Origin of the sequence: Mucilaginibacter rubeus, assembly GCF_003286415.2 — a bacterium.
In the GTDB taxonomy this organism is placed as follows: domain Bacteria; phylum Bacteroidota; class Bacteroidia; order Sphingobacteriales; family Sphingobacteriaceae; genus Mucilaginibacter; species Mucilaginibacter rubeus_A.
On record NZ_CP043450.1, the window covers coordinates 7381333 to 7398878 of the forward strand.

14 protein-coding genes are annotated in these 17546 nt (G+C 43.7%); 8 read left to right on the plus strand and 6 right to left on the minus strand.

Going from position 1 to position 17546, the window contains the following annotated elements; genetic code table 11:
• Positions 1 to 10 precede the first annotated feature (10 nt).
• Together DEO27_RS30410 and panB are read right to left on the minus strand one after the other, a co-directional pair.
• Positions 11 to 736 carry an RluA family pseudouridine synthase gene (locus DEO27_RS30410; protein WP_112575854.1) on the minus strand — a complete coding sequence of 242 codons (726 nt, stop codon included), beginning with the start codon at positions 734 to 736 and terminating at the stop codon, positions 11 to 13.
• An 81-nt stretch (positions 737 to 817) separates the two neighbouring features.
• A complete protein-coding gene (gene panB / locus DEO27_RS30415) occupies positions 818 to 1633 on the minus strand; it encodes a 3-methyl-2-oxobutanoate hydroxymethyltransferase (protein WP_112575855.1) in 816 nt (271 codons plus the stop codon).
• Between the two features lie 285 nt (positions 1634 to 1918).
• On the opposite strand from panB, the gene carA reads away from it, so the two are divergent.
• Both carA and DEO27_RS30425 read left to right on the plus strand, forming a co-directional pair.
• Positions 1919 to 3019: a glutamine-hydrolyzing carbamoyl-phosphate synthase small subunit gene (gene carA / locus DEO27_RS30420; RefSeq protein ID WP_112575856.1), complete on the plus strand. Its 1101-nt coding sequence runs from the start codon at positions 1919 to 1921 to the stop codon at positions 3017 to 3019.
• A gap of 123 nt (positions 3020 to 3142) precedes the next feature.
• Positions 3143 to 3646: a helix-hairpin-helix domain-containing protein gene (locus tag DEO27_RS30425; RefSeq protein WP_112575857.1), complete on the plus strand. Its 504-nt coding sequence runs from the start codon at positions 3143 to 3145 to the stop codon at positions 3644 to 3646.
• 198 nt (positions 3647 to 3844) lie between these two features.
• Here DEO27_RS30425 and DEO27_RS30430 read toward each other — a convergent pair whose 3' ends face one another.
• Together DEO27_RS30430 and DEO27_RS30435 are read right to left on the minus strand one after the other, a co-directional pair.
• Positions 3845 to 4705 (minus strand): RNA polymerase sigma factor RpoD/SigA, encoded by an 861-nt coding sequence (locus DEO27_RS30430; protein WP_091165711.1) that lies wholly within the window; start codon positions 4703 to 4705, stop codon positions 3845 to 3847.
• Positions 4706 to 5040: 335 nt separating this feature from the next.
• Complete coding sequence (locus DEO27_RS30435; RefSeq protein ID WP_112570074.1) at positions 5041 to 7551, minus strand: AsmA-like C-terminal region-containing protein; 2511 nt, start codon at positions 7549 to 7551, stop codon at positions 5041 to 5043.
• A gap of 141 nt (positions 7552 to 7692) precedes the next feature.
• On the opposite strand from DEO27_RS30435, the gene DEO27_RS30440 reads away from it, so the two are divergent.
• From DEO27_RS30440 to DEO27_RS30455, 4 genes are all read left to right on the plus strand, one after another.
• Positions 7693 to 8367 carry an NAD-dependent epimerase/dehydratase family protein gene (locus DEO27_RS30440; RefSeq protein WP_112570076.1) on the plus strand — a complete coding sequence of 225 codons (675 nt, stop codon included), beginning with the start codon at positions 7693 to 7695 and terminating at the stop codon, positions 8365 to 8367.
• A gap of 179 nt (positions 8368 to 8546) precedes the next feature.
• Positions 8547 to 9338, plus strand: coding sequence for an alpha/beta hydrolase (locus tag DEO27_RS30445; RefSeq protein WP_112570078.1), 792 nt, complete (start codon positions 8547 to 8549; stop codon positions 9336 to 9338).
• 83 nt (positions 9339 to 9421) lie between these two features.
• Complete coding sequence (locus tag DEO27_RS30450) at positions 9422 to 10288, plus strand: helix-turn-helix domain-containing protein (RefSeq protein ID WP_112570080.1); 867 nt, start codon at positions 9422 to 9424, stop codon at positions 10286 to 10288.
• 87 nt (positions 10289 to 10375) lie between these two features.
• Positions 10376 to 10918 carry a YbhB/YbcL family Raf kinase inhibitor-like protein gene (locus DEO27_RS30455; protein WP_112570082.1) on the plus strand — a complete coding sequence of 181 codons (543 nt, stop codon included), beginning with the start codon at positions 10376 to 10378 and terminating at the stop codon, positions 10916 to 10918.
• A 198-nt stretch (positions 10919 to 11116) separates the two neighbouring features.
• Here DEO27_RS30455 and DEO27_RS30460 read toward each other — a convergent pair whose 3' ends face one another.
• Complete coding sequence (locus tag DEO27_RS30460; protein ID WP_112570084.1) at positions 11117 to 12610, minus strand: family 43 glycosylhydrolase; 1494 nt, start codon at positions 12608 to 12610, stop codon at positions 11117 to 11119.
• Positions 12611 to 12749: 139 nt separating this feature from the next.
• A complete protein-coding gene (locus DEO27_RS30465; protein WP_112570086.1) occupies positions 12750 to 13631 on the minus strand; it encodes an AraC family transcriptional regulator in 882 nt (293 codons plus the stop codon).
• A gap of 303 nt (positions 13632 to 13934) precedes the next feature.
• Between DEO27_RS30465 and DEO27_RS30470 the strand changes: the two genes are divergently transcribed.
• Positions 13935 to 15383, plus strand: coding sequence for an arabinose isomerase (locus DEO27_RS30470; RefSeq protein ID WP_112570090.1), 1449 nt, complete (start codon positions 13935 to 13937; stop codon positions 15381 to 15383).
• Positions 15384 to 15832: 449 nt separating this feature from the next.
• Positions 15833 to 17539 carry a ribulokinase gene (locus DEO27_RS30475; RefSeq protein WP_112570092.1) on the plus strand — a complete coding sequence of 569 codons (1707 nt, stop codon included), beginning with the start codon at positions 15833 to 15835 and terminating at the stop codon, positions 17537 to 17539.
• Positions 17540 to 17546 lie beyond the last annotated feature (7 nt).

Sequence of the window (17546 nt, forward strand, 5' to 3'; positions counted from 1 at the left end):
CGGTTTCGCATCACCCCACCATCATCCCCTCAAACTTTTCCCAAAAGCCATCACGTGGCACGGGTGCAATAATGGCAACCGGCTCGTTTTTTACCGGATGAATAAAAGTCAGTTTACGGGCATGCAGGCAAATGCTTTTGCGTAAGCTGCCACGGGGATAGCCATATTTATTATCACCAACAATTGGGCAACCCAAGGTTGAAAGCTGTACCCTGATCTGGTGCGGGCGACCGGTTATTGGGTCAACCTCAATTAGATAATATCCGTTTAGCTCACCAACCAGTTTATAGCTCAGTTCAGAACGTAAACTACCTTGTACCTCCTTGTCGTGCGCTTTAGTTACATTTTTTTGAGAGTTTTTAACCAACCAGTGCACCAGTGTTCCTTCTTCAGGGAATGGCTTTTTGCGAACTACAGCATAATAGGTCTTATGCATTTCGCGGGCTTTAAACATTTTGTTGATCCTGTCAAGCGCTTTGCTGGTTTTGGCAAACAGGATCACACCGCTTACCGGTCTGTCCAAGCGGTGTACCACGCCCAGGAACGCGCCGTTGGGTTTGCTGTATTTGTGGGCGATGTATTTTTTTACCTTTTCATCCAATGGCTCGTCGCCGGTTTCATCAACCTGCACAATATCGCCCGCGCGCTTGTTTATGCCAATAAGGTGATTGTCTTCATAAAGAACATCCTTATCGGTAATATCGTTATTGCTATAATTAAATTCGGGACGAGGCATTGTTTAGTTTATGGTTCATGGTTGATAGTTCATAGCCGATCATTTTTTACTATGATCTATGAACTATCAACCATAAGCTGATTAATATTGTTCCTTTTCGTTAGGGAAGCTATTGCTTTTTACGTCGGTATTGTAATTTTTGATTGCGTCGTGCATAACATCATACAGGTTGGAATACTGGCGTAAAAAACGGGGCTTGAAGCCTTTATTAATTCCCAGCATATCGTGGATCACCAATACCTGTCCGTCGCAATGCTGACCGGCACCAATACCTATTGTAGGGATCTGCAGATTAGCGGTCACCTCCTGGGCCAGTTTGGCCGGAATTTTTTCCAACACTACACCAAAGCAGCCAAGCTCCTGTAGCTTAACCGCATCTTCACGCAGTTTTTGTGCTTCGGCTTCATGTTTGGCACGTACCGTGTATGTTCCAAATTTGTATATAGACTGCGGGGTAAGCCCAAGATGTCCCATTACCGGGATGCCCGCAGTTAAGATCCTGCTTACCGATTCGGCTATTTCAACACCGCCTTCAATTTTAACGGCATGTGCGCCGGCTTCCTTCATGATACGGATGGCCGAGTTCAAAGCCTCTTTAGAGTTGCCCTGGTATGAACCAAATGGCAAATCGACAACTACTAAGGCGCGTTTAGCTGCACGTACTACGGATGAAGCATGATAGATCATCTGATCGAGCGTGATAGGTAACGTAGTTTCGTGACCGGCCATTACATTTGAAGCCGAATCGCCAACGAGGATGATATCCGTCCCAGCTTCGTCGACTATGGTAGCCATTGAATAATCATATGCGGTAAGCATAGAGATCTTTTCACCACGAACCTTCATTTCCTGAATAGTATTGGTGGTGATACGCTTTATTTCTTTATTTACAGACATTGATAAATGTTTTATCGGCAGTGCAAAGGTAATCATGATTTCGGATTTCGGAATTTCGATTTCGGAGGTTATATTTTTGATTTACTGTTTTGATTGAAAGGGCGCTATTCTTCAATAAAAAAATCCGAAATAAAAAAAATCCGAAATCCCATATTCGAAATCCGAAATAAAATCTTACTTTTGCGCCGTGAATCCGGAAGTTCCTTACTTCATTATTTCTATCAGTTTTCACGGGGCTTTGAACCAGGCAATCCGATCATTTAACCCTTTCAATTTTTTTAAGCGATGAACTATTTCACCAAACTACCGGCTATATTGCTGCTTGCTGACGGTACCGTTTTTTATGGTAAAGCTGCTGGCAAAATGGGTACTACCACCGGCGAGATTTGTTTTAATACCGGCATGACCGGCTACCAGGAAATTTTTACCGACCCTTCATACTTTGGGCAAATTATGGTAACCACCAATGCGCACATTGGTAACTACGGTATTGCTAATGAAGAGGTTGAATCGGGCAGGATCCAGATCGCTGGTCTTGTTTGTAAAAACTATAACATCGCCTACAGCCGTAAACAGGCTGATGAATCGATACAGGATTATTTCCAGGAACAAAACATTGTAGGTATTTCTGATATCGATACCCGCCAGCTTGTTCGCCACATTCGTGATAAAGGCGCTATGAATGCTATTATCTCGTCAGAAATATTGGATCTGGATGAGTTGAAAGCAAAGCTTGACCTGGTGCCTTCAATGGATGGCCTGGAGCTTTCATCGCAGGTATCAACTACCGAAACTTATACTTTTGGCAGCGAAGATGCTCCTTACCGTGTAGCTGTGCTTGACCTTGGTGTAAAGAAAAATATCCTTCGCAATTTTGATTCGCGCGAGGTTTATGCAAAAGTGTTCCCGGCTAAAACAACTTATGCCGAAATGGAAAAGGATTTTGCGCCTACCGGTTATTTCATTTCAAATGGCCCTGGCGATCCGGCTGCTATGCCTTACGCGGTTGAAACAGTAAAGGAAATTTTAGCTGCTGATAAACCAATGTTTGGTATTTGCTTAGGTCACCAGTTGCTGGCTTTGGCTAATGACATCCCAACTCAAAAAATGTTTAACGGTCACCGTGGCTTAAACCACCCGGTAAAAAATATCATCATTAACCATTGCGAGGTTACTTCACAAAACCACGGTTTTGGTGTAGTGCCTGAGGCTGTACGTGCTTCAGATAAAGTGGAGATCACTCACGTTAACCTGAACGACCAGTCGATAGAAGGGATCCGTGTAAAAGGTAAAAAGGCATTCTCGGTACAATATCACCCTGAATCTTCACCTGGCCCGCACGATTCAAGGTATTTGTTTGATGATTTTATCAAATCGATGAAATAAATTTTGATTACAGATGCGCAGATTTTAAATGTGCAGATGATATATAAAAGCCTTTCTATTTAGAAAGGCTTTTTTTGTTTCTCAGTATTCCTTTTTAACTTAGTTGTTATATCCACCTAAATTATGAAGAAATCAATTAATCTGCTCTTAAATGCCGAAGAGAAGGCGCTGCTCAGGGCTCAAAAAACTAAGATTTCTGACCTCACTACTTTTGCCCCCGACGAAGTGGCGATGATATTAAATGCAGATGCCGAACGTGCAAAAGAAATTAACGCGCTTATTGAATTTCAAAGTATTCCTTCATTAGGGATCAACTTTGCTACCGAGCTGATGCAGCAAGGGTATTATTCGTTAGAACAGTTAAAGGGTAAAGACCCGGTTGAGTTATTTAATGCTTTTGAACGGCACGTTGGGGCATGGGCCGACCCTTGTGTGGAGGATTCATACCGCTTGCTTGCCCACTATATAAAACATGGTGACACCGGCAAAAACTGGTGGGATTTTACTGCCGAACGAAAAGCTTACCGTGCCGAACATGGGTTCCCCACAAACCGACCGGCAAAAGCCTGGTATGAACTGCCGCAATATCGTCACAGTAAGCAAAAAGATTTTGTTGGGAATAAGTAGGGATGCCGTTGTATTTGATCGGTAAAAAAATATGTCATTGCGAGCGAAGCGTGGCAATCGCACGGAAGCAAGGCCGCCCTGTATAGTATGCGATTGCTTCGTCGTTCCTCCTCGCAATGACATGGCTTTTATACAAAAAACGCGAATGAAATATTCATTCGCGTTTTTTGTATAAAAACTCAGGCGGATATTCCTGGATTAGTTTAAGTATGATTGCAATAGGTTTGATTTTGAGTTGTGACGTAAACGCATCAAAGCTTTGTCTTTCAACTGGCGAACGCGTTCGCGGGTTAAATCAAATTTTTCACCTATTTCCTCTAATGAATGTGGCGCATGACCTCCAAGGCCAAAAAATAACATCAGTACTTCACGGTCGCGTTCGGCAAGGATACCTAACGAACGTTTAATTTCCTGTGATAATGAATCGGCCATTACTTCGGTATCGGTTGCAGCATCAGAGCTGGCCAACACATCAAGTAAAGTATTTTCTTCACCCTGGATAAAAGGCGCGTCCATTGAAATCTGACGACCTGCATTATTCATTGAATCGGCAATTTTATCAACCGAAATTTCAAGGTTGTCTGCAAGTTCTTCAGGCGTTGGCTGCCTTTCGTACTCCTGCTCCAGTTTTGAAGCGGCTTTATGAATCTTACTTAATGAACCAATTTGGTTCAATGGTAAACGCACAATACGTGATTGCTCGGCAATGGCCGACAGAATTGACTGACGGATCCACCATACGGCATATGAAATAAATTTAAAACCTTTAGTTTCGTCAAAGCGCTTAGCTGCTTTGATCAGGCCAAGGTTTCCCTCGTTTATTAAGTCGCCCAGGGTAAGTCCCTGGTTTTGGTACTGCTTAGCAACCGATACCACAAAGCGAAGGTTAGTTTTTGTCAAACGTTCTAACGCTACCTGGTCGCCCTCACGAATCTTTTGCGCCAGGATCACTTCCTCCTCAGCTGTGATCAAATCTACCTTGCCAATATCGTGCAGGTATTTTTCGAGCGATGCTGATTCACGGTTAGTGATTGATTGGGATATTTTAAGTTGTCTCATTTTTTAATACAGATTATTAAGCTAAAAACGGTTCAATAAGATACTTGTGCCGGGTTAAACAACCGGAGGTAAAACAGACTACATTAAACTTTGCTTCCTTCTTTATTTGTGAACCCGGGATAAGTATTTAATATTTAAAACGAGGGTTTTCTACTGATATTATTGCTGTAAGGAACGAGCGGTTTAAAAGTTTTAAAATAATGTGCTAACCAATAAATGTTTAATCAACATATTACCTTATAATGAACAGCACAAAGGTAAGCATTTATTTGCTATTATAGTGTCATTTCAACACCATGAAACAACGGTTAGAGTGAAGATTATGTGAATTTTTATTAATCTTGCGCCGGCTCCGGTGTTTGCTGCTTGTCATCTGTCTTCTGGTCGTCATCATCCTGCTTTGTTTTTTTGTGATTTTTATTCCATTTTATCTTTATTTTACCATCATCACCATCGGTGGCAAGGATGTGTAAAACAATACCTTTCATTCGTTTTTTGTTTCGTTCGGTCTCGTCCTCAATCTTGCTGTCGTTTTTCGGGTTCCGTAACGGAACATCCAGGGCAATGTTTGTCCCTCGAGATAGCGAATAGGTTCCCTCTACATCCATATTCAAAACGCTCGAATTTATCTGCATTGGGGCGATCTTTATTTTATCGCCGTCAAGATCAAACCTGGCCTTTAAATCGCCAAAAGTGATATTGTCCAGATCGCGGAAAGGGAAGGCGAACTTGCCTACACTTTTTATTGGCGCGAAATTGACCAATGCGCCGTCTTTTAAACTAACCTGTGCAAAGCCTTTGATTGATTTTGGCACCAGATCGCCGGTATTTTTGATGCCGCCTTTAATATCTACTCTTGCCGAAAGGAAACCCCGCAGGTTATCGCTGGTAAAATCCTTGAGACCGAAGTTGTTAAACGATGCAAAGAAGGTATTAGTATTTACATTGTTAATAGTTGTGCTGATAGCAAAGTTATTGGTTGGCCCCTGCAATACCAATCCGCTTAAATTCAATGTTCCGCCCGAACTTTTAAGGCTTACATTGCGCATCTTCATGGTGTTATCGGCCAGCAGGATATCGGCATTTACATCGGTAGCCAAAAACTTTTTGTAGTAAACTTTTGCCAAACGTAAATGGAGCTCGGCCTGCCCTTTATCAAACGCGGTATTCAGCTGGCTGGTGATCTTAGCGTTCGACATCTTTTTACCCGACCCGACATGGCCGGCACTGCTTTCGTATCCGCGGTTGTTCAGGAAGCCCAGGAACTCACCAAGCCGGATCTGCGGACTGGTGATCTGCCATACGATCAGGATTTTTTCCGGATCGGTATAATACAGGTTCAAAAAGTTGCTTACCTTACCCTGCATGTAAACTATACTGCTACCGTTTTGCAGGCGGATATTGTTGATATAAAGATCCTTCTCGGTAAATTTTAATGCGATAGAGTTGTTTTTAAATACCAGGCCACGTGGCAGGTATTCTACATCCGCATTTTTGATATCAACATTGCCGGTAACAAAGGGTTTGGTGAATTTAAAATTCACGATATCGGCTTTATAGGCCAGTTTCAAATCGGCAACGCCTTTGGTAAATTTCAGGCTTTCATCGCCAATAACCGGGTTAAGTTTGGTAACCGGAAAGCGTGAGCGGAAAATGCCCGTTGCCACCGGCGTATTCAGGTTATTGATAAACGCGGTATCAATTGTAAACGGAATATCTTTGTAATAACCGTTAAAATGGTAAAGTTTTATCACGGAGTTGTCGTCACTTAAGCCTTTGCCATTGATATAGTTATTGCTAAAAACTCCGTTAAAGCTGCAATTTTCGATAGTGCCACCCTGGGTTTTCAAAATGTTGTTTTTTACCTTGGCCGTAACGTAAATAGACGGATCGCCGCCGCCTCCAAAACTTCCCTTCAGGTCGCAGGTTACATCGATGGGCTTTTTCAGATCGAACATTTTGAGGCTTTTGGTGATATTGACAGCCAGTAGGTTGGCAGCATCATTCCACAAAATATCGTCAACCTTGAGGTTAATAGTAAAATCTGTTTGCGGAGATTTAAGGTTAAACTGCGCGCCAACCGTGAAGGGGTTATCGCCAATGTTAAGTGTATTGGGCGCAAGGTTTATGATCTGCGAATCATCGTCGTAGCTGATATCAAAGTGCCCTTTTAAAAGCCTGTTTTTCATGAAGCTTCCTTTTTTTGTATTAAAGGAAAAGCTGTTTGCCATGGTATTCAGATCGATATCAGCATTCCATCCTTTGGCAGGATAATCCATGTGGCCCTGGATATCATTAACCGCGAATTTGAACAATTTATAAGCGTGGCGGTCGTCAACTATAAAATTTACTTTGTTTAATGAAAACCTTTTGATCTGTGTTGAAGAATTGGTCTGTTTCTCTTTCGGATCTTTTTCAACCTTGGGTTTTGCTTTAAATATAGCTGTATTGCTGTAGCCGGTGCTATCGGTAAACAGGTCGATATCGGCATTACTAATATCTATTTTATTGATCACCACCTCGCCTTTAAGCAACGCTGAGGCATTAACCGATACTTCAAAATCTTTGGCAGTAAGTAAAGTATGATGATGTTGCGCCCAGCGGTTATCTTTCAGTACCACATCTTTCAGTTCAACAGATACGCCCGGAAACCCCTTAAACAATGTAGGGTTGATAGTGCCTATAGTGAGTGTGCCGTTCAGGTTTTTATTAAGCTCGGAAGTGATCATAGCAAGCACTTTCTGCTTATTATAATTAACATAAACAGTAAGAGCGATAAATAAAATTATAATTAAACCCACGAACGCTCCGGCGATCTTTAAGGTTATCTTTAACCATTTTGGCATTTCAACTAATTTATTGTTAAAGCGTTATGGTTATATAATTGTTTGTATTGTAACATATAATTAACACACGGTATAGGAATAGGTAAATAAATCTGCAATAAGATACAATATTTTAAATTTATAATCGGCTACATCATTATCATGGAAACAACTAATAAAATAAAGGTAATTATTACAGGCGCTACCGGTATGGTAGGCGAGGGGGTATTGCACCAATGTTTACTGAGCAATAAGGTTGAAGAGGTGTTGATCATTAACCGTAAACCAAGCGGCGTAACGCACCCCAAGCTCAAAGAAATTATTCATGCCGATTTCTTTAACCTTACGCCCATAGAAAGCCAGCTGCAAGGTTATAATGCTTGCTTTTTTTGTTTAGGTGTTTCGTCGGTAGGTATGAGCGAAGAGGCTTACTATAAATTAACCTACCTGCTTACCATGCATGTTGCAGAGATCCTGAGTCGTGTTAATCCGGACATGACCTTTTGCTATATATCTGGAGCTGGTACCGATAGTACAGAAACCGGCCGCAGCATGTGGGCACGCGTAAAAGGCAAAACCGAAAATGACCTTATGAAGCTGCCCTTTAAACAGGTATTTAACTTCAGGCCGGGATTTATGAAAAGCTTTAAAGGCGCAAAAAATACACTTTCGTTTTATAAGTATATCAGCTGGATGTATCCCCTCGGCAGGCTTATTTATCCTAAAGGCTTTATTACACTGGAAGAAGTTGGCAAAGCCATGATCAATACCGCGAACCGGGGAACGGGGCGTTGGATCCTGGACGGAAAAGATATTGTAGCGCTGGCCAACGAATAGCGGGTTATGATATACGGATAGCATCGTCGTGTAAATCCGATATATCGTTATTGTGGTTAATGGTTTTTTGTTGTAAGTTGTTGTAATGTAGTTGTTTGTGTTTTTGGTGTGAGGTTTGGGTTAGTGAGGTTAGTAACATTAATCAACACATCATTTGTGAAAACTAAACTCAAAACAACATGAAAGCCAAATCAATGAAAGCCCGCTTAAATAAATATTTAATTGCGGCAGTAGTTTTATCAGGCAGTTTATTTGCCCTTACCTTTAAAGCAAGCGCGCAGGGCACGCCTGTTAAAAACATTGTATTGGTACATGGTGCCTTTGCCGATGGCTCGGGCTTTCAAGCCGTGTACAATATCCTTGCTAAAAAAGGATACAATGTTACCGTGGTTCAAAATCCCTTAACCTCGCTTAAGGATGATGTTGACGCGGCTAACCGGATCCTGGACAAACAGGACGGCCCCACAGTTTTGGTTGGCCACTCCTATGGCGGTACAGTAATTACCGAAGCCGGGAATAATTCAAAAGTAGTGGCCTTGGTTTACATTGCCGCTTTTGCTCCGGATAAAGGCGAGAACACCATAAAATGGGTACAATCTGCACCTCCCGCTCCCGAAAACGGAATTTTGCCGCCAGACGATAAAGGCTTTGTTTACTATGATAAAGCTAAATTTCATGGTGGGTTTGCCGGCGATTTGAGCCAGGCCGAGGCCGACTTTATGTTTGCCTCACAGGGGCCAACCTCGGTTCAATGTTTTATAACCCCTATTACCGAAGCCGCCTGGAAAACCAAGCCGAGCTATGGCATAGTAGCTACCGAAGATAAAAGTATAGTGCCTGATGTTGAGCGTACCATGTATAAACGTGCCGGAGCTAAAATAACCGAGGTTAAAGGCAGCCACGTCATATTTATTTCGCAACCCGAGGCTGTTGCCAAAGTAATTATCGAGGCGGCAAACAGCGTTAAGTAAAAGATAGTTTTTGTTACAGTTTTAAGCGGAACCGGCGATTGGCCGTTCCGCTTTTTTGTTAGTTTTACGCTATCGATCATTAAATGGAAGCCATTACCGTACCCGGAGCAGTAAAAGATAAGCCGCAAATTAAAGCGGGTGAGATCTCTTTTGTGTACTACCAGGAGCGCGGCAGCCTGCTCAGAAACCAGGTGATTTTTAACCAATGCGCCGTAAGCTTTGTGCTTAACGGGCAAAAAGAGCTTTATCGTCATGCCGATTGTACCATCATCAGGCCAGGACAAGGTTTGCTGATTCCCGAAGGTAATACTCTTATCGCGGAGCATACCGTAAACGGGACTTCAAATGATGTGCTTTACAGTAGTTTTATCGTCTTCTTTCCGCAGCGGCTGATCACCGAATTTTTTGCTAAGCATGGTCTTTCCACAAAAAATACGCAAGCTGATGGTTCGCCTTATTTGCTTTTTTCAAACACCGCTTACCTTAATGAATACCTCCGGGGTATCCGGACTTTGGTTGACGGGCAGCAGCAGCTTTCATACCCGGTAGCGCTGCATAAACTGGAGGAGTTGCTGCTTATCATTTATGAATTATACCCAACTCAGTTGACGACCTTACTTGGTAGCGAGCATAACAATACCGGTTTATCGCTGCAAAAACTGGTGGAAAATAACCTGTTTAATAATCTTACGCTTGATGAATTGGCTTTTCTCGCTAATCGGAGCCTGTCGTCATTCAAACGGGATTTTGAGAAAGCTTATGGCCTGTCGCCGCAGAAATATATCCGCGAAAGGAAACTGGAAGCTGCCTGTATTGAGTTAAAGAGTGGGCGTAGGGCAAGTGAGCTTTACATCACTTTCGGTTACGAAAATCTGTCGAATTTTAATACAGCTTTTAAGAAAAAGTTCGGGGTTACCCCGGCGGCTTACGGTCAGCAAATTGTAGTTTGAGCCGCTTGCACTACTATTTGAACCGTTTGCAATAACAGTGTAAACGCCCGCAAGGCCAACTTTGTAGCGTAATTAAATACTGTTATTATGAAAACGATTTTCTCTCTATTCATCAGCTTTTTTATAGCTAAGGCTGCATGTTCACAAACGTTTACTTTAAAAAGTGCCGATTTAGGCGGGCAGTTCAGCAATGAGTTTATTGCCGGTAATTTTGGCTGCAATGGCGGCAATAAATCGCCGCAACTAAGCTGGGTTAACGCACCGGAGGGCACCCAAAGCTTTGCCATAACCATGTACGATGCGGACGCCCCAACCGGAAGCGGGTTTTGGCATTGGGTTGTAGTAGATATCCCCGCAAATATTCATGAACTAAAGCAAGGCGCGGGCGACGTAAAAAGTGGTTTAGCCCCGCAAGGCAGCCTGCAAAGTATTAACGATGTAGGCGTACCCGGTTATCAGGGCCCATGCCCCGGCATTGACGAGGGTGATCACCGGTATCTTATTACCGTATACGCTTTAAAAACAGCCAAGCTTGGCACAACGCAGGCCTCAACCGCAGCATTAACGGGCTATTTATTGGGTAAGCAATTGCTGGCCAAGGCCTCGTTAATGGTTTATATGAAGAGATAGTTTAACACTGCACCTAAAAAAGCCCTGGGATTGTGCGATTCCCTCCCCGGGGAGGGTGTAGGGAGGGGTTTATGTGATATGCCTAATCGTTAGCAAAGTGTACAAACCCCTCCCTGCCAACACCCATACCTAACGCACCCCTCCCAAGGGAGGGAATTGTTTGGTTGAGACTATTATTCTCTTTTTTAAGTAACAGATTTACCGAATCACAACATGCAATTTAAGCACCCGATTCTTTTCTGCCGAAAAGCTTGCCCCGTTATCATTACTTATTAGTGAAATATTATTCGGATCGGTTAACAGGTCATTATAGGCAGAGCCGTAGCAGCCTTTGGTAGTGTTCGATTTTATAACGACAGCGTATCGTTTACCAACGGTAACAGGAATATTTGTCTTTACCATAACATTCCTGGCCGACCATGAAACTGAATCAACAGCCAAAGTAACGGAAGCCAACGCTTTACCTGTAGGCAATCCGGTATTATTAAGCTCAAATATCTCGACAGTCAGACCGGCATCAGGATGTCCTGTTTGAAAAGTAGCAAAGCTGATGCTGGCTAAATTTCCATTCCTGCTTGCCGTAAAAATTTGCGCGCGTTGTATATTTTTGCCAATGTCGCATCCGGTGGTAAAATCTTCGGTTGGTTTTACCGGGCTGGGGTTCCTGGTAAAATTTGCTGTTTGCTGGCACTCCACGGGGTTGATGGAGCCATCGGCGGCAAAGCTGAGCGGTGCCCAGTAAAAATTTGCAAGGGCTTCGTTTTTGGCAGCGTTGTTCCACAAATCGCTGCCGAAAAGGAAAATTGTTTCCGAATCCAGTTTAATGGTTGATACAAACGATGGCTGCCCGCAGCAGGAGTTATCACTGATCTTGGTCCCATCTGACCATGGCCCCAATGGCGACGATGCGGTACGGTAAGAAGCCCCGGTGCCCGAACAATAACCACAATTAGGGTCGGAGTAAATGAGGTAATATTTTCTTTTACGCTTGAACAATGCAGGTGCTTCGGTATTGCCGGTAGTAACCGATTTTACATACTGCCCGGTTCCGGTTAAATAATCGGCGCTTAATTTTTCAATAACGATACTGCCCTTGGTTCGCCAGTCGGTGTACGCTAAATAGGCTGTGCCATCGTCATCAACAAAAGTATCATGGTCGCCATTGTTTAAACCTGCAACCGGCATTTCGCTGTTTACTGCAAGGGTTGGCTCCTTAACTTCAATGAATGGCCCAACCGGGGTTTTGCTGGTAAATACCCGGTAACCAACCCGGTTATCGTAAACGTTGATCCACAGTACATAGCGTTTTGTTTTTTTATTGTAGATGACATGCGGCCTAAAGCAGCCATAGGTTTTACCATCGCAACGGGTTTGCCAAACGGGTGTTTGGGCATCAAACATGAATCCCCTGTCGGTCCAGTGTTGCAGATCCGTTGATGAGTAAGTTTTAAAACCGCAAAAGGGGGCCGTTTTGTTTCCCCATTCAAAGCCGCAATCATAACTTGTGCCGTACAGGTAGTATACGCCGTTAAATAAGGCTATCTCACCATCATGCGCGTCAACCGCGTTGCCCAGGTTATCGAATTTAGTTACCTGCTTACCGTTTTTATCAAAATTTTTAATGCTTTGTGCCGATACGAAGCGCGCAGTTAAAAAGGTAGCCAGCAGGCTAAGCAGGATAAGTTTTTTCATTGGTTTGTTTATTACTGAACCGCTGGTGCCAAAATTTTCAGTGTAAAGCGGCTAATATCATCGAACCAAATCTATCAATGAACGCAAAAGTACCGGTTACACTTTTTGATATTAGGTTTATCATTTATGATAGCCGCATTTAAATATCTCCCTGTGCCCGTTTCCGGTAATCGGTAGGGGCAATGCCGGTTTTTTCTTTAAATAGTTTAGAGAAATAAAAATACGACTCAAACCTCAGATCATAAGCGATTTGTTTAATAGGGATAGACGGATCATTCAGCAACTCCTTGGCACGATCTATTTTTAACTGGATATAGTACTGGCCCGGCGATAACCCTGTGTGGCTTTTAAAAGCTTTTCTGAACCAGGAATAACCTACGCCTAATTGAGACGCAGCTTGTTCCGGTGAAAAATCGGCAGTTATATTTGAGCGGAAAAGAAGCCTCGCTTCGTTGATCAATACTTCGCGGCCATCGCTCACCGCGTTTTGCCTGCTCACGGCATGAAAGCTTCCTAACAGGTGCAGCACCGCGCCTGAGATCTGGGGCTGATAGCCGGTATCTTCCTGTTGTGTTTTTTCGATGATATTGTTAAAGAGACCAAAAATGCTTTCATTAAAACCGATGCTAAGACACGGGGCTTCCGGTTTAAAAAAACTTTTGTTGATTAGGTTATCCATCACTTCGCCCTTAAAACCTATCCAGTATTCATCCCAGCCGGTTTTTTCATCAGGCTTATAACGGTGCCGCTCTCCCGGAAACAGAACTATTACACTGCCTGCCTTTACTTCAATCCGTTTGCAACTGTCCGATTCAAAAAGGCCTTTGCCCCGGGTGATATAAATTACCTGGTACTCGTTCAGTACCCGGCCTGTGTTCCAGTTAAAATTATGATGCGCAGGATGTGCCTTGCCGGGGTATGAGCCCGAGGCCTCAATATGGGTACAGCCGGTATTTAACACGCATAGTCCCCAGTTTTCGTCTTCCTTACTTACAGGCAGGTATTTGTAGTAATTGATCATATGGTAGTGCTGTCCGGCATCAATAAATACATCTTAAATATCAAAATGTGTATTGGTACCAGGGTTTATATGGCAATATTTGACTCACACCAAATTATGATGAGTTGTTTAAAAACGATGTTTATTCAGAAGCTGTATAACGCTGCTGTCCATTTAAAAATTCGCTGCGTATATTGTATAGCCCAATGTGCCGCCTCTAAAGTGAAAAAATAACCTGTTTTAAACAACACCTAAATTAATATTAAGTTTATAGCTTTCTAATTATCAGTCAAATCCATCAATTCCCAATAATTAAATTACAAAATGAATACTTCCGGCAATCAAATAACTTCAGGTCTTAAAATAGGACTTTTCGGTATCGGCCTTAATACTTATTGGGATCAGTTTGAAGGGCTTGAACAACGGCTTTCGGGTTACGTGGATGAGGTAGCAGATAAGCTAACCGGCTTTGGTTCGGGAGTGGTTAATCTCGGGCTTATTGATACACCGCAAAAGGCGTTTGAAGCGGGTAGCCGCTTCCGTAAGGAAGATGTGGACCTGATATTTCTGTACGTTACTACTTATGCGCTATCGTCAACCGTATTGCCTGTTGTAAAAAGAGCTAAAGTTCCGGTGGTGATCCTGAACCTCACGCCGGGCGCGGCAATTGACTACGCGACTTTCAACAAAATGAAAAACCGCACAGCCATGACCGGCGAATGGCTGGCCTATTGCTCGGCTTGCCCGGTACCCGAAATAGCCAATGTGTTTAAACGGGCCGCTATTCCTTTTTATCAAATAACGGGCATGCTGCATAACGATCCGCATGTTTGGCAGCAGGTAGAAGAGTGGATAGCCGCGGCCAAAGTGGTCCACACCATGTATCACAACACACTGGGAATTATGGGTAACTACTATGGTGGTATGCTGGATATCTATTCCGACCTCACGCTGCAGTGCGCCACATTTGGCGGCCATATTGAAATTATGGAGGTTGATGAGCTATCGGGCTTACGCGATACAGTTCAGGAGATTGAGGTTAAAGACAAGCTCAAAGAGTTTCACGAACGGTTTGATGTTCAGTCTGATTGTTCTGATTTTGAACTGGAACGCGCCGCTACAACCGCTGTTGCTTTGGATAAACTGGTGGCGAAATATAATCTTGGCTCCATGGCCTACTATCATAAAGGAACAGGTAATGCGGCTAACGAGGATACCATGAGCTCGGTGATCCTTGGAAATTCATTGCTTACGGCGGCAGGTATCCCGGTAGCGGGAGAGTATGAGATCAAAAATGCCCAGGCCATGAAAATAATGGACAGTTTTGGCGCGGGTGGTTCCTTTACCGAATACTACGCCATGGACTTTAACGATGATGTGGTGCTGATGGGACATGATGGCCCCTGTCACCCGGCCATTGCCGAAGGGAAGATCAAAGTAAAGCCGCTACAGGTTTATCATGGTAAGGTTGGTAATGGCCTTTCGGTCGAGATGTCGGTGAGTCATGGCCCTGTTACCATGCTCTCGGTTGTGGAAACGGCCGGAGGTAAGATCATTTTCCTGGTAGCAGAAGCCGAATCCGTTGCCGGGCCGATACTGGAAATAGGGAATACCAACAGCCGTTATAAATTTACCATCGGCGCCAGGGCTTTTGTAGAAACCTGGAATTCGCATGGTCCCGCGCACCATTGTGCGGTGGGCAAAGGGCATATCGCATCAAAAATTAAAAAGCTGGGTGATTTGTTGGGGGTAGAGACGGTGAAGGTTTGTTAAAGTTGATTTCTCGACCGCGTTTTTCTCCGCCAGCGTCATTGCGAGGCACGAAGCAATCCCTGGCTTTACAGGGTGGTTATGCATGCGTTCCTGCAGTGTTCGCGATTGCTTCGTGCCTCGCAATGACGCGCTTATCTAAGCTCTTTTAAAAGCCTGTTTTTCGCAGGAAAATCTTTAATTACCTCCTTAAATTAAACGTTTTACCATTTCAAAACAGCAAATCCACTATGGAATGATGCTTTTATATTGTTAAAACAACACTAATTATTGTCTCTCCGGCAGTCCTATCTCAGAGGTTTTTCTACGCCGGATTTACTTATGTAATGACTTTTTTACAGGGTTCACATCTCCTTTAACCTAATAATCGATTTTAGCTGAATAATTTTTTAAATAAAATTTCTCTTTGTCAATAATTAAGTGTTATTTCGACAATAATTATAAATCTTTATATGAGCAATAACCAATTAGTGATCGGTGTCGATTATGGTTCCGATTCTGTGCGTTCCGTGATAGTGAACGCCGCAAACGGAGAAGAAATAGCATCATCAGTATTTAATTATCCCCGCTGGCGCGATGGCAAGTATTGTGTACCTGCCGAAAATCAATTCCGTCAGCATCCGCAGGATTATATCGACGGACTTAAAGCCACCATTAAAGATTGTATTGCACAAGCCGGCGGCGAGGCCATCGCGAAAAACATAAAAGGTATTTCTGTTGATACTACCGGCTCAACTCCCGTAGCTGTTGACGCGACCGGAACCCCGCTTGCCTTAACCCCGGGTTTTGAAACTAATCCCAATGCTATGTTTGTGCTCTGGAAAGATCATACCTCTGTTAAAGAAGCCGCGCAAATCAATGAGCATGCTACAAAATTTGATACCAATTATTTGAAATACGTTGGCGGTATCTACTCGTCGGAGTGGTTCTGGGCTAAATTATTGCACGTATTAAGGGTTGATGCACAAGTACGTGACGCCGCAGCCTCATGGGTTGAGCATTGCGACTGGATCCCTTTCCTGTTAACCGGCGGTACCGATGTTAAGGATATTAAGCGTGGCCGTTGCTCTGCAGGTCACAAAGCTCTGTGGGCCGAGGAGTTTAATGGCTTGCCTCCCGAAGAATTTTTTGTTTCCCTTGATCCGGTACTGGCTGGTTTCAGGGATAAATTATATGAAGATACATATACTGCCGATGAAGCAGCCGGAAACCTTAGCGCGGAGTGGGCGGAGATATTGGGACTCTCAACCGATGTGATTGTAGGTACCGGCGCTTTTGACGCCCATATGGGCGCGGTTGGCGGCCAGATTGAGCCTTATCACCTGAGCAAGGTAATGGGTACTTCAACCTGCGATATTTTGGTAGCCCCATCATCAGAGATGGAAGGTAAACTGGTACGCGGCATTTGCGGACAGGTTAATGGTTCGGTTATTCCGGGCATGGCAGGTTTAGAGGCCGGTCAATCGGCTTTTGGCGATACTTATGCCTGGTTCAAGAATATCCTGGCCTGGCCGTTAAATAACCTGCTGTCGCAATCGCAGGTAATTGACGCGGCTACCGCCGAAGCTTTGAAAGAAGAAATTTCTGAGATGATCATCCCTGAACTGAGCAGACAAGCGGCTTTGTTACCAATTGATGAAAGTAATGAGCTGGCTATTGATTGGTTTAACGGCCGCCGTACGCCGGATGCCAACCAGGAATTAAAAGGTGCTATTACTGGTCTGGGTTTAGGCAGCGATGCGCCAAGGGTATTCCGCGCATTGGCCGAGGCTACCTGCTTTGGAGCCAAGAGTATCGTTGATCGTTTTATCAGCGAAGGGATCCCGGTAAAAGGCATCATTGGTATTGGTGGTGTGGCAAAAAAATCATCTTTCGTGATGCAAATGATGGCCGATGTTTTGGGTATGCCTATCCGTATTCACCAGTTTAAACATACCTGTGCTTTGGGCGCGGCCATGTTCGCTGCGGTAGTTGCGGGCATTTATCCCACCATTGAAGAGGCAATGACTGCTATGGGCCGTGGGTTTGACGTGGTTTATGAGCCAAACATCGCGCTGAAAGAGGTTTATCAGCAACGCTATAATCAATACAGCACATTAGGCCGGTTTGTTGCCGCCGAGGTTGCCCTGAAAAATAATCCTGAACTGCAAAACGCATAATAAAATA